The following is a 13,905-nucleotide window of genomic DNA, read 5'->3' on the forward strand; positions in this document are numbered from 1 at the left end:
GACAGGTGTTCTCATGCTAAACAGCGAACGATGAGCCGCAACCACACGCTTCACTTGCGTTTGGGTTTTCAAATGTAAATCCGCGAGCATCGAGACCGTCGGGGTAGTCAATTTGGATACCGTTCAGGTAGATGATGTGCTTCGGGTTTACGATCACCTCCATTCCCTGCGATTCGTACACATTATCTTCATCTGTCCTGACATCAAAGCCGAGCTTATAGCTAAGTCCGGAGCAGCCACCTCCCTCCACAGCAACACGAAGATAGAGTTCCTCATCTAAATCTTCATCAGACTGTATTTTGTTGATTTGCCGGGCTGCCCGTTCTGTCAGTTGAATCGGATGCTCACTCACCTCTCCCGAAACTTCCGGAAATCCGGGTAAACCTTCATGCGATTGCTGATCGCCATCCGGATCTTCATCGATTAGTGAGGAGATTACATCGTCTAAATTATCATCTTCAAGTGCCATTCTGTTCTTTACTCTTTTGTTCTGTTAGAAAACGTATAGTAGTCCACATCATTTTTGGTAAACAAGTTCAATACACCGGCACTAACAAGGTTTACCAAAATCCTGGATGCCCTGTATGAGGTTTGGTTGATCAGGTTCGCAAAGTTGGAAACCGTAATTTCGCCATATTCATTCAGATAACGAAACAACATCTGTTCATTTTTTCCATATTCAAATGTCACCCCTTCAGAAGAATACTGCTGTTTGAGAACTTCTGTAACTTCATCGCTGGCAACTACACTGGAATCCCCGCGTCGTACATACACAAGGCGCTTTTTTTTGTTTTTATTATAAACCGGCTTTACTTCTGCTTCCGGCACATGAACAACCATTACATCAACGGGTCCGGCATGGACGAGTTCAATTTTAATTTCAGCTTCCGGAACGCAGAGGTCCTGGGCTGCTTTCATCAGCAGAAATTCTTCCTCAAAATACTCCCTGATGCCGGGAATCGTACCGTTATCATCAACCCCAACCAATATGGTACCGCCCTTGGTATTTGCAAATGCTGCAATTTCACGGGCAATTTTTTCAGCAGTTGGGATGGTACGTTTAAATTCAAGAAAGCGCCCCTCACCGGTTTGAACAAGGTTTTTCAGGTCTCCGGGGGTCATTCGGGAGATCGCTATTTCACCATTTGGTAACTTCATCAATATGTGATTTGGTGTTTAAGATCCCTTCACAATTTGAACGCACTGTGAAGAATCTCAAATCATCTTCTCTTCTTTGGGATTACGTGTCATGAGCTCATATAGTGCATCACTTGGGTCTACATTTTCAAACAGCACTTTATGGACAGCTTTTGTTATCGGCATTTCCACGTTATTCTTTTCCGCCCATTGGTTCACCGAATCAGTAGTTTTAACCCCTTCCGCAACCATATTCATTCCATCGACGATTTCATCCAGTTTTTTTCCTTTACCGATATTGAATCCAACAAAACGGTTCCGGCTGTGTTCACTTGTGCAGGTAACTATGAGGTCGCCCATGCCGGTTAGCCCTGCAAATGTATCCTGCGACGCCCCCATTGTGGCTCCCATGCGTTTCATTTCGTGCAGACCCCGGGTGATGAGCGCTGCTTTTGCATTATCACCAAGTTCGGCGCCGTCCACAATTCCTGCAGCAATAGCCATAATATTTTTAAGCGCCGCGCCGATCTCCACACCCACAATGTCGTGATTCAGGTAAACCCTGAACATAGGGGTCATAAACGTATCCTGTATAATACGCGCCACACGCTTTGAATTTGCCGCTGCAACCACGGTTGTGGGTTTAAACTTACTTACCTCTTCTGCATGGCTCGGTCCGCTCAGAACGCCAATCTGATCTTCAAGTGTCGTACCATCCAGAACACTTACAAGGATTTGTGTTGGGGTTAAAAAGGTATCTTTTTCAATCCCTTTAGAAACGGTGACAACAATTTCCTTGCCTGTCAGGTGAGGCTTCACTTCTTTAGCTACAGAACGCAATGCGTGTGTTGGGGTGGCAAACAGAACAAGGTCTGCATTCTCTACGGTTGCTTTTAACGAGCTCGAAGCCTGTACAGATTCAGGCAGCGATACATCGCTGATATAAGAGGGGTTTTTATGACTTTTGTTGATCTTTTCAACAATTCTTTCTTCTCTCGCCCATACAGTTACCGGAAATCCGCCGTGCCCCAGTACAACTGCAAGTGCGGTTCCAAAACTGCCCGCACCTATTATTCCAATCTTTTTCAAACTACTCCTTCTTCGTTTAGTCGCCCTTTTGATGGTTTAAACGATTCAATTCTGTTTTCATTACCGTTCATGAGCCGGTTTATGTTTCCTTTGTGTTTTATAATAATACCAAGTGCAATCACACTGCTAAAAATGATAATACTGCCATCGATATGCCAATCAAATCCGTATCGCAAAATCAATTGTGAAAAAGGGTATACAAACGCGCCGACTATAGAGGCAAGCGATACGTACCGGGTAGAAAACATAATGATTAAAAAGAGTGCCAGTGTAATGGATATCGATAAAGGTTCAATTCCATAAAGCATACCACAAGCTGTTGCAGCACCCTTGCCCCCGCTGAAATTTGCATACACCGGAAACATGTGCCCAATAACAGCAAAAACCCCACTGAGAATCAACACCATTGAGTTTATGTCCCAATTCTCATAAAGTACTAATGGCCCGCTTCCCACATGAAACGCCAGCTGGCTCACAAAAAGGGTGCAGAAGAGTCCTTTTCCAAAATCAAAGAGCAGCACGAGGGTTCCTGCCTTCCAGCCAAGAATTCTGAATGTGTTTGTAGCACCGGCATTTCCGCTACCGTGTTCGCGAATGTCCACATTCCGGACAAATTTACCGTACCAGAGCGAGCTGGGAATAGCCCCGATCAGGTAGCTGATAACAATAACAGTAAGTAGTGATATCATTGAAAGCGATTCCAAATAGATTTCAATTCAACTACATTATAAGAAATTGCCGAATGAATCGAGAGATAAGTTTTACATACCGACTCATTTCAAAACAAAAAAACCGACACCTAAATGTCGGTTCTTATTTGTGAAATTTTAAACAACTGCCTAAACGTGTCGTTCTGCGTGATAGGATGATCGAACGAGCGGCCCGCTCTCTACGTGTTCAAGACCAAGATTTTCGCCGATCTCTTTATATTCGGCAAACTGGTTGGGATGCACCCACTCCACTACCGGATGATGCATTTTGGTTGGCTGCATGTATTGGCCGATCGTAAGCACATCCACATTGTGATCCACACAATCCTGCATCAGTTCAATAACTTCTTCTCGGGTTTCACCCAAACCTACCATAATCCCGGTTTTTGTCCGCAACCCCTGGTCCTTACAGCGCTGCAGAAGCTCCAGAGAACGCTCATATTTCGCCTGAGGCCGCACGGATCGGTAAAGGCGGGGAACGGTCTCGAGATTGTGACTCAAAACGTCAGGCGGAGTATCAATCACGATTTGTAGTGCGTCATCCCACGCACCTCTGAAATCGGGAATCAGTGATTCTATGGTTACTCCCTCAATCATTTCGCGAAGCACTTTATGACACTCTGCAAATATCGGTGCACCGCCATCTTTTCTCTCATCGCGGTTTACAGAGGTAAGCACCACATGTTTCAGTTTCATTTTTGATGCGGCATCAGCCACACGCCGCGGCTCATCCCAGTCGAGACCCTGCACCGGACGCCCGGTTTTAATGGCACAGAAAGCGCACGAACGGGTGCATATATCACCCAGAATCATAAACGTAGCCGTTCCGGCACCCCAGCATTCGCCCATATTCGGGCAGCGGGCCTCAGAACAAACGGTATTCAGATTGTTCTTCCTGATGGTATCGGAAACTTCTTTAAACTTCTCTCCGGATGGAAGTTTTACACGGAGCCAGTCCGGACGTCTCTGCCCGGGTGTGGAATCTTCTAATACGTTTAATTCTTTAATCATTACGCTTCTTTTAAAATTTGATCAGAATGATATTCTTTCTACCTGAAGATAGTGTGAATTTTGGAAAGGTGTTACCCAACCGTGCCGACTGATTATCCGAGTTGAACATATTACCCGCTTACAGCCACCGAACCTGATAGTTTCTGTTTGAGATCGGAGAGTGTCTTTCCGGAAACGGCATGTGCACCAAATTGATTGGCAAAGTGAACTGCAATTCGCTCTTTTACTTCGGTTATATCCAACGACCGACCGGCTAACTCGGATAACCCGGAAACTTTCTTGTCTGATATGCCGCACGGTACGATGTGATCAAAGTAACTAAGATCCGTGGATACATTCAGAGCGAAACCATGCATGGTAACCCAGCGCGAGCAACGAATTCCCATTGCACAAATTTTTTGCTGACCTACCCACACTCCGGTCAAACCATCAATTCTTCCCGCTTTAATACCAAAATCACTGCAGGTTTTTATGATAACCTCTTCCAGGTAGCGCAGATATTTGTGCACATCCGTAAAATGTCTGTCCAGGTCCAAAATCGGGTAGCCGACAATCTGTCCCGGTCCGTGATAGGTAATATCTCCGCCCCGGTCGTTTTCTATAAATTCTGCTTCAATCTCATTCAGTTCAGCGGCACTTTTCAATAGGTGGCCCGCATCGCCGCTTTTCCCAAGCGTGTACACGTGGGGGTGTTCTACAAACAGAAGGGAATCGGAGACTGGTTTTCCCTCCTCAGGTGCAGCTCTGAACCGTAGTTTTTGATCGATCAGTTGCTTTTGCAGGCGGCGCTGCAGATCCCAGGCTTCACGATATGGTATTCTGCCGATATCGAATATTTCTACCGATTTACTCATGCCTGAAGATAAGGAAAAGGAAGCATAATGCCCATACGCACACTGCCCGTCAAAGCTCAACGGGCAGTGTTAAAGGTGAACGATCTTACCGGGCTGATTGCCAGGTATTTATCAGCGAAGTGTAAAGGTAATCGGCATGGTATATTGAACCCGAACCGGTCGGCCGCGCTGCATCCCCGGCGTAAATTGCGCATTTCTTATAACCCGAAGGGCTTCTTCATCACAACCTCCTCCGATTCCCCGAATGACCTGGGGGTTTTCTACTTCACCCTTCTCGTTGATGATAAACTGCACAATGACCCGCCCCTGAATGTTCGCACGAGCTGCAAGTTCGGGATAGCGGACTTCCTGCTGCAGTGCGGAAACACCGCCTTTCAGCTGCGGCATATCCTCGACGAAAACGAAGAAATCCTCTTCCGGTTCATCCGCATCTTCACGTTGTGGGGGCGGTGGTGGTGGTAGATGTCCGTCACTAAAGAGATTCAGCTCTGAATCGATCATGATTTCCACATCATCAATAATCACATCGTTGGGCACTGCAACCGGAACCGGCGGCCGCGGTGGGGGTGGTACCCTCTCCTGCTGCCGGGTCTGTATAATCTCCTCCATCTCAATAATTTCCTGCTCGTGAAAAACAATATCCTGCTGGCCTGATGGCTTGATCGTAATTTTTGTGAGTCCAATCAAAATCGCTAACGAAAGTATCAATCCAATTTGTAAAAAAATCGTGTAATACCTCCGGAGATCTACTTCCGGTCTTCTCTGATTAGTGAATCTGATTTCGTTATTTTTTGTTTCTTTTTTCATAGTTAACCTCCCGTCACCGTCTCCTTTTATCTCGGTGTTTTCTTTATTAGAAAGCTATAATAAAATTATGAAGGAGATATGTTTTTTGGTGCAGGATAGAATTGGAAAAGCGCTTTATCATCAGATAAAAAAAGTGCAGAATAGAATCTTGCAGCCGTTTTTTAATATGGCAATATACATTTTATAATATTAGCCAGTGCACTACAATCTAAAACGTTGAGTCTGCTAACGAGAATGGATGAAGTGTATTTCTGCCATATATTTATTCGCGCAAAGTTTCTCTGATTGTAGCAGATAGTATTCTTTTTATTCAGGACTTATCAGCGAGAATCTGTAAAAAAAGAGGTGGATTGATTTTCCATTGTGAGAGCACAGCTTCTTTATTAAGGGGGATGAGTGGTTTGATTGCCCTCTCAATTTTATAGAATTTCAATGCAGCCGGACACAAAAAAGGCAGGTTTTCACCCGCCTTTTTTCACAATTCATCCGCTATGTAAATCGGTTGATTATTTCTTCTTCGGCTTTGAACCAAGATGTACTCCTTCGCCATACGCTTCAGCTACAGCTTCCATTACCGCTTCGCTCATCGTGGGGTGAGGATGCACTGCGCTAATGATTTCGTGCCCGGTGGTCTCGAGATCCCGCGCAACCACTGCTTCTGCGATCAGTTCTGTAACGTGTGAACCGATCATGTGGCAGCCAAGCCATTCGCCATACTTCTTATCAAAAACGACTTTCACAAAGCCTTCTTCATGGCCAAGGCCTGCAGCTTTACCGCTGGCTGAAAATGGAAATTTTCCAACCATAATATCGTATCCCTCGTCTTTTGCCTGTTGTTCAGTATATCCAACAGATGCGACTTGCGGCTCACAATAGGTACAACCAGGAATGTTATCATACTTAATCGGGTGCGGGTTTTCACCAGCAAGCTGTTCAACAAGAACAGTCGCTTCATGTGATGCTTTGTGTGCCAGCCACGGCGCACCGATTACATCGCCAATTGCGTAAATATTATCTGCAGAAGTTTTGTAAGTGGATTTATCAACTTTAATAGCACCTTTCTCGTGCTCAACACCGGCTTCTTCCAGCCCGATATCCTCCACATTTCCGGTAACTCCTACGGCTGAGAGAACAACATCCACTTCGATCTCTTCTTTGCCATTTTTAGTCTTAATCGTAACCTTCGCTCCTTTCCCTTTCTTCTCAACTTTCTCAACAGTGCTTTCGGTAAAGATATTCACACCTTTTTTCTTGTAAATCTTGCCCAGCTCTTTGCCAACATCCTGGTCTTCTACAGGTACAAGTGTTTTCTGCAGCTCTACAAGCGTTACTTCCGTGCCGATAGAGTTATAGAAATAGGCAAACTCAACTCCGATGGCACCGGCACCGATAACCAGTAATTTCTTCGGCTGTTTTTCGAGCTGCATCGCTTTTTCTGAATCGATGATCAGCTTACCGTCAATCTCCAGGTTTGGAAGCTGCCGCGGCCGGGCTCCGGTTGCGATAATAAAATGTTTTGCTTTTATCGTCTCATTCTCTTTTCCTTTATCATCCTGCACCGCAAGTTCTTTGGCTGATTTAAACACGCCGGTTCCTCTCAGAACTTCGATGTTGTTCGCCTTCATAAGAAACTGAACGCCTTTACTCATCTTGTCGGCAACTTTTCGGCTTCTTTTGATCATTCCATCAAAATTCACTGAAAAATCTTTCACATCCACACCGTAGTCGGAGGCGTGGGTGATCGATTCAAAAACCTCAGCGGATCGCAGCAGTGCTTTGGTGGGAATACAGCCAATATTGAGGCAAACGCCGCCCAGTGATCGTTTCTCTACAACAGCGGTTTTAAATCCAAGCTGGGAGGCGCGTATTGCTGCTACATAGCCGCCGGGCCCGGTTCCAATTACACAAACGTCAAATTCTTTAGCCATCGGTTCGGTGATTTATAATAGTTGGTTTACGATTGGCAGACATTCGTTGCTGTTTGTCTGCGTGATTTTCTGATTTAGTCTTTCAAAATAAGAGATTTACATCAGATAAGTAAATCTGCAGGGTGATTAGAACAACCGTTTATTTGGCTCCCTTCTGCGGATGCTCGTCCCGCTTTTTTGAGTCCACCGGAAGGGCTACGGACGATCGTACATGAAGATCGCGCTGGGGAAATGGAATTTCGATATCCAGTTCATCAAACTTTTTCACAATCGCCTGGTGAAGCTCGTTCCTTAAAATATACCGGTCTTTCACATTCGAGATCCAGGCCCGAAGCTGCATATCCCAGGAAGAATCTCCAAATTCAATCAGATGCACCTGGTGCGCGGGGATTTTCATCACCCGCGGATGTTCCTCAGCTACCTCATTCAGCGCTTTCAAAACAATTTCCAGATCAGACGAATATGATACACCCACGTTGATATCGAGCCTGAAAGTAGGCTCGCCGTGGGAGTAGTTGATTACGTTATTCGATACAAACTCCGTATTCGGCACGATAATCGACACATTATTGAGCGTGCGGATTTTTGTTGATCGAATGTTGATCTCCGTTACATCACCTTCAATTCCTGCAACATCCACACGATCTCCAACACTGATCGGCCGCTCAAACATCACAATCAAACCAGAAATAAAGTTTGCCGTGATATTTTGCAGGCCAAAACCGATACCCACAGACAGAAGCCCGAAAATAACGGCGAGGCCGGTCAGATCAATCCCAACGAACTGGAAAGAGATCAGCACACCAATGGTAACGATCAGGTATTGTGAAACCCTGGCCAGCGTATATTGAAGGCCCGGATCGATCTCAAACCGATCGAGCACTTTGCCGTGCAGTACTTTTCTGACGAATGCTCCCAGGAACAGAAAAAATATCAGAAATACCAGGAATATCACCATCGACATAATGGTGACCGGCGTTTCCTGCAGCTCAAATAGGCGCATATTCAGGAAATCCTGCAACGCCGTCAGAAATTCATTCAATTCCATGGTCTGATATTAAAAAACTCCGGCCGTGATGACCGGAGATAATTCTGCTATTGTTCAGTGAAAAGTCACCGCACGTTTTGTGCCAATTATCGATCAACTTTCACATCCCAGATCTCTTCAGCATAATCGCGGATGGTTCTGTCGGATGAAAATTTACCAACACGTGCCGTGTTAAGCAGTGCTTTGCGGTTCCACTCTTTCTGATCTTTAAAGAGTTCATCCACTTCCCCCTGCTCCTTAACATACGCTTCGAAATCTGCCAGAACCAGGAAGTAATCCCCTTTTTCGAGCAGAGACTCAATGATCGGCTGGAAAAGTTCTTTATCGGAATTAAAGAATCCATCGCGAATCTGGTCAATCGCTTTCTTCAGTTCGGAGTTGGAGTTGTAATAATCCCACGGGTTATACCCTTCGCGGCGGAGAGTGTCTACATCATCCACGGTATTTCCGAAAATAAAGATGTTTTCATCGCCCACCTCTTCTTTAATTTCAACATTGGCGCCATCGAGTGTACCGATTGTGAGCGCTCCGTTGAGGGCAAATTTCATATTCCCGGTTCCGGATGCTTCCTTCCCGGCCGTTGAAATCTGCTCCGAAAGGTTTGCGGCAGGAATCATTTTCTCGGCCAGTGTTACGCTGTAGTTCTCCAGAAAGAGAAATTTGAGTTTATCGCCCACATCAGGATCGTTGTTGATCTTCTCTCCAACATCGTTCATAAGCTTGATAAACAACTTAGCGAGCGTATACCCGGGAGCAGCTTTTCCAGCCACCAAAATGGTCCGCGGAACGAAATCTCCATCGGAATTTTCCTTTATCCGGTTGTACTGTGTGATCGCATAGAGCGTAAGCATAAGCTGACGTTTGTATTCGTGAATCCGCTTAATCTGGATATCGAACATGGATTCCGTATTGATTTTCACATCCCGCTTATCTTCGATGTAATCGGCCATACGCTGCTTGTTGTTCTGTTTAATCTGAACAAACTTTTTCATGAACGATTTGTCATCTGCAAACTTCTCGATTTTTTTAAGCTGATCGAGATCGGTTACCCAACCCTCGCCGATTTCACCAGTAATCAGATCGGCCAGTTCACGGTTACACTGCCGCAACCAGCGCCGGGGTGTAATTCCGTTCGTCTTGTTTGTAAACCGTTCCGGGTAGATATCGTGAAAATCCCGGAAGAGTGTTTTCTTAATCAGGTCACTGTGTAGGGCGGCCACACCGTTAATTTTGTGTGATCCGACGATTCCAAGTGATGCCATGTGCACCACAGGATCCTCGCCTTCGCCCACGATAGAGAGCCGGCTGATCTTGCCGCGGTCATCACCAATATCGGCACTTACTTTCTGCAAAAATCTTCGGTTGATCTCATAAATAATTTGAAGGTGACGCGGCAGGAGATTTCTCATCAGTGATACGGGCCATTTCTCAAGCGCTTCGGGCATGAGCGTGTGATTAGTGTACGCCATGGTTTTTACGGTGATATCCCACGCTTTATCCCAGTCGAGGCCCTCTTCATCAATCAGAATGCGCATCAATTCCGGGATTGCCAGGTTTGGATGGGTATCGTTACACTGAATGGCAACCTTTTCAGGAAGTTTCGTCCAGTCATCTTCCGTTTTTTTGAACCGGCGGAGGATATCATTCATAGAAGCGGAAACCAGGAAAAACTCCTGCTTCAGCCGGAGCTCCTGCCCCACAAACATTTTATCGTTCGGGTAGAGCACCCTCGAAATATTTTCATTCAGCTGTGTATCCCGGACAGCATCGATATACTGACCCTGGTTAAAGCTCTTCAGGTCGATTGATGAGGATGATTCCGCTTTCCAGAGGCGCAGGTTATTCACCACATTGTTTTTAAAGCCTGGAACGGGCGTATCGTAAGCCACAGCTTTCACGGGGTGCGTATTCTCAAGTTTGAATCGAACATTCCCGTTTTCGTTCTGATAAGCTACCGAATCGCCATAGAAAGGAACGGTATACTGAATTTTTGGGCGGACAACATCCCACGGATTTCCGTATTGCAGCCAAAGGTCAGGCTTTTCAATCTGGAATCCATTCTCGATCGACTGATAAAAAATCCCGTAGTCGTATCGAATTCCGTAGCCGATAGCTGGAATGCCGAGCGTTGCCATCGAATCCAGGAAACAGGCCGCCAGCCTTCCCAGGCCGCCATTTCCGAGACCCGCATCCCATTCAGCATTACGGACCTTATCATAATCGAGGCCCATCTCTTCCATTGCCTCGGCAGCTTCATCCTGCATACCCAGGTTCACCAGCATGTTATCCAGAAGCCGGCCGATCAGGTACTCCATGGAAAGGTAATAAACCCTTTTTTTATCCTGTTTGTAGTAGCTCTGCTGAGTTTCAATCCATCGGTCGTGCAGACGGTCCATCACGCTGAGCACCACGCTCCGATAATTATCCCATCCTGTCGTTGAAAATTCGTCTTTGGCCAGTGTGTACCTCAGATGCTGCTTGATATCTTCTCTGAAAGAATCCGCATCCATTCCGCTACGTATGTTACTCTTCGTTTTTTTTGCCATAATTTGAAAATCCTAAAACTATTCGGTTTGTGTGATGTATTCTTTTAAACTTTATCTGCCATCCAATTAATAAACAGGCTTATACCGGCCTGCAGGTTTTTGGCTACTCTTTAACATAAATTCCATAATCGGGCTGAAACTTAGGGCGGGTCAGTTTACTCGCCAAACCCAGTTCATGAAACGATTCATAGGCATTAATTGCAACAAAATCTTGGTCAAAAATGCCAAAAACTGTAGAACCGCTACCGCTCATGGCTGCATAATCTGCACCAAAATCGAGCAGCTGATCTTTGATGTTCCCAACCATTTCGTGCTGCGGTATCACCGCCTGTTCCAGGTCGTTCTGCAGCAAGTACTGCCACTCTTCCAGCGGCTCTTCCAAAAGAACGCCTTTCAGCGAAAATCCGGGGTCGGGATTGGGAGCACAGTGCCGGTACGCTTCTGCCGTTGAACTTTCAAATCCGGGAAATACCGTTACGATCCAGGCGTCGGGCTGAATATCCGCAAAATCAATATCCTGACCAATCCCGCTGCCAATACCTGTTTTTCCGTATACAAAAAATGGAATGTCTGCGCCGAGATCTCTGCAAAGATCTACAATTTCATCATCCGATAATCCGGCATCTTCCATTTTATTGAGCATCCTGAAGGTCAGCGCCGCGTTACTGCTTCCGCCGCCCAATCCTGCCCCGGCGGGAATCTGCTTCGATACGGTAAAATGGTAGTTTCGCTTCAGTCCAACGTACGTATTAAAAGCGTTATAGGCCCGGGAAATCAAGTTGGTACCGTCAGTTGGAATGTCCGATCCGGTTATTGTTAATTCGTATTCATCAGAAATACGAACTTCAAAGCGATCGCTCCATTCAATAAATGCAAACCCGGTTTCTATCCTGTGATATCCGGTCGGGAGTTTTTCAAGTACATGAAGACCCAGGTTTATTTTTCCGTACGAATCAGCAATCCAGCGTTTATTGCTCATAGTTGCGTTCAGACCTAATCTTTGAATGTCAGTTTAAAAAAGAGAATGCTCAGCGCCAGTACCAGGGTGACTACGTTGGTTAGAATAATCGGTAAATCACCAATCATAATTCCATAGGTTAGCCACAACCCAACTCCCGTACAAAAAATCAGGTACATGCCGAGTGAGATATCTTTCGCAGATTTTGTTTTCCATGTTTTCATCACCTGCGGAAGAAAGGCAACGGTGGTACAAAACCCAGCCATCAGCCCGATAATTGTAAATGTCTCCATAAATTTTTCGGTTTTCTTTCAGTTAATTGTGTTGGATGAACCTACTCTTTTTCCCCGACATCTTCTTTCAGTTTCAGAAGATATTGATATGCTTCATCCCGGTCATTCGGTATTTCACCGTCAAATATTGCATTTTTGATTTTATCTTTCACTTTTCCAACGATTGGGCCGGGTTTCACATCAAAAACCTCCATAATATCTTCTCCTGAGATTGGATTGGTCCAGTTCCGGATTTTGTCTTTCTTTTCAACCGTTTTAATCTTCTTTTCCACGCGGTCGAAATTATTACGGTATTTTTGCACCCGCCACTCATTTTTACTGGTGATGTCGGCCCGACAAAGCGTCATCAGATCTTCAATATCATCGCCCGCTTCATAGATCAGCCTTCGCACGGCGCTGTCTGAAACCTCATCGGAAACGAGAGCGATAGGTCGCAGGTGGAGGCGCACCAGTTTCTGCACATATTTCATGCGGTCATCGAGCGGCAAACCAAGTCTGCGAAATATTTTTGGCGTCCATTTTGCACCCAGTGCATCGTGCCCGTGAAAGGTCCATCCCGCCGATTTTGAAAACCGTTTTGTAGGCGGCTTGGCGATATCGTGCATGATTGCAGCCCAGCGAAGCCAGAGATTATCACTTACCGCTGCAACATTATCGAGTACTTTCAGTGTGTGCCAGAAATTATCTTTATGGCGCTGACCGTTTTTCACATCAACTCCCTGCAGCTTCACCATCTCAGGGAAAAATTGCTCCAGGAGACCTGATTTTAGCAGAAGTTCGAATCCGTAGGAGGGTTTATGAGTCAGAACTATTTTATTCAGTTCCTCAATGATTCGCTCTTTGGAAATAATTGAAAGCCTGTGGGCCATTTTCTGGATGGCACTGAACGTTTCATCCTCTATTGTAAATTTTAGTTGAGCAGCGAATCGCACAGCGCGCATCATTCGGAGCGGGTCGTCCTCGAAGGTCTTCTCCGGGTCGATTGGTGTGCGGATGATCTTATTTTTCAGATCCTGCACTCCGTGAAAGGGATCCTGCAGCAGCCCGAATGTCTCTTCGTTCAGGCTCCACGACAGGGCGTTTATTGTAAGATCCCGGCGGAGCTGGTCATCTTTCAGCGTGCCGTTTTCAACAATTGGCTTGCGGGAATCGCGCCTGTAGCTCTCTTTACGGGCGCCCACAAATTCCAGGTCGAGCCCGTTATGCTTTACCTGCGCGGTGCCGAACTTTTTAAATACGGTAACATCCTTTGAGCCGAGTTTTTTCGCAACCGATTTAGCGAGCTGAATTCCAGATCCGATCGTTACAAAATCGATATCGGTTGTATCATCTGTATCGAGCCTGCCCAGGTAAACATCCCGAACGTATCCGCCCACAACGTAAGCGGATTGATCGAGCTCATCCGCAGCTTTGCCGATCGTTTTAAAGAGAGTGGTATGTTGTTGAGGTATATCGATCTGAGTATTTTTATCCATCAAAAAATTAATACTGCTGAGAAATTGCCATTCTGCCGGCTGATGTCTG

The 13,905-nt window shown here is 45.8% G+C and carries 13 protein-coding genes; all 13 read right to left on the reverse strand.

The features are described from left to right. Positions 1–16: 16 nt before the first annotated feature. Positions 17–469: an iron-sulfur cluster assembly accessory protein gene (locus DYD21_RS02135; protein WP_116031536.1), complete on the reverse strand. Its 453-nt coding sequence runs from the start codon at positions 467–469 to the stop codon at positions 17–19. Positions 470–477: 8 nt separating this feature from the next. Next, positions 478–1,158, reverse strand: a complete 681-nt coding sequence (locus DYD21_RS02140; protein WP_116031538.1) for a helix-turn-helix domain-containing protein — start codon at positions 1,156–1,158, stop codon at positions 478–480. Positions 1,159–1,215: 57 nt separating this feature from the next. After that, positions 1,216–2,226: an NAD(P)H-dependent glycerol-3-phosphate dehydrogenase gene (locus DYD21_RS02145; RefSeq protein WP_116031541.1), complete on the reverse strand. Its 1,011-nt coding sequence runs from the start codon at positions 2,224–2,226 to the stop codon at positions 1,216–1,218. Beyond that, a complete protein-coding gene (plsY, locus tag DYD21_RS02150) occupies positions 2,223–2,915 on the reverse strand; it encodes a glycerol-3-phosphate 1-O-acyltransferase PlsY (protein ID WP_116031543.1) in 693 nt (230 codons plus the stop codon). Before plsY ends, DYD21_RS02145 begins: the two co-directional genes overlap by 4 nt. Before the next feature lie 150 nt (positions 2,916–3,065). Continuing rightward, positions 3,066–3,947 (reverse strand): lipoyl synthase, encoded by an 882-nt coding sequence (lipA, locus tag DYD21_RS02155; protein WP_116031545.1) that lies wholly within the window; start codon positions 3,945–3,947, stop codon positions 3,066–3,068. A 110-nt stretch (positions 3,948–4,057) separates the two neighbouring features. Beyond that, the gene (gene lipB / locus DYD21_RS02160; protein ID WP_116031547.1) at positions 4,058–4,801 is read right to left on the reverse strand and encodes a lipoyl(octanoyl) transferase LipB; all 744 of its coding nucleotides are present in this window, start codon (positions 4,799–4,801) and stop codon (positions 4,058–4,060) included. Between the two features lie 111 nt (positions 4,802–4,912). After that, entirely contained in the window at positions 4,913–5,608 is a 696-nt protein-coding gene (locus DYD21_RS02165) for an energy transducer TonB (protein WP_116031549.1), read from the reverse strand. A 506-nt stretch (positions 5,609–6,114) separates the two neighbouring features. Beyond that, on the reverse strand, positions 6,115–7,536 hold the full coding sequence (lpdA, locus tag DYD21_RS02170; RefSeq protein WP_116031550.1) for a dihydrolipoyl dehydrogenase: 1,422 nt from the start codon (positions 7,534–7,536) through the stop codon (positions 6,115–6,117). Between the two features lie 139 nt (positions 7,537–7,675). Further along, positions 7,676–8,584, reverse strand: a complete 909-nt coding sequence (locus tag DYD21_RS02175) for a mechanosensitive ion channel family protein (RefSeq protein ID WP_116031552.1) — start codon at positions 8,582–8,584, stop codon at positions 7,676–7,678. A gap of 86 nt (positions 8,585–8,670) precedes the next feature. Continuing rightward, entirely contained in the window at positions 8,671–11,130 is a 2,460-nt protein-coding gene (locus DYD21_RS02180) for a glycogen/starch/alpha-glucan phosphorylase (RefSeq protein ID WP_116031555.1), read from the reverse strand. A gap of 103 nt (positions 11,131–11,233) precedes the next feature. Continuing rightward, positions 11,234–12,109, reverse strand: coding sequence for a 4-(cytidine 5'-diphospho)-2-C-methyl-D-erythritol kinase (gene ispE, locus DYD21_RS02185; protein WP_116031557.1), 876 nt, complete (start codon positions 12,107–12,109; stop codon positions 11,234–11,236). A gap of 14 nt (positions 12,110–12,123) precedes the next feature. After that, positions 12,124–12,381, reverse strand: a complete 258-nt coding sequence (locus DYD21_RS02190; RefSeq protein WP_116031560.1) for a SemiSWEET transporter — start codon at positions 12,379–12,381, stop codon at positions 12,124–12,126. A 41-nt stretch (positions 12,382–12,422) separates the two neighbouring features. Then, a complete protein-coding gene (locus DYD21_RS02195) occupies positions 12,423–13,856 on the reverse strand; it encodes a CCA tRNA nucleotidyltransferase (RefSeq protein WP_116031564.1) in 1,434 nt (477 codons plus the stop codon). Positions 13,857–13,905 lie beyond the last annotated feature (49 nt).

It is taken from the genome of Rhodohalobacter sp. SW132 (assembly GCF_003390325.1).
In the GTDB taxonomy this organism is placed as follows: Bacteria; Bacteroidota; Rhodothermia; order Balneolales; family Balneolaceae; genus SW132.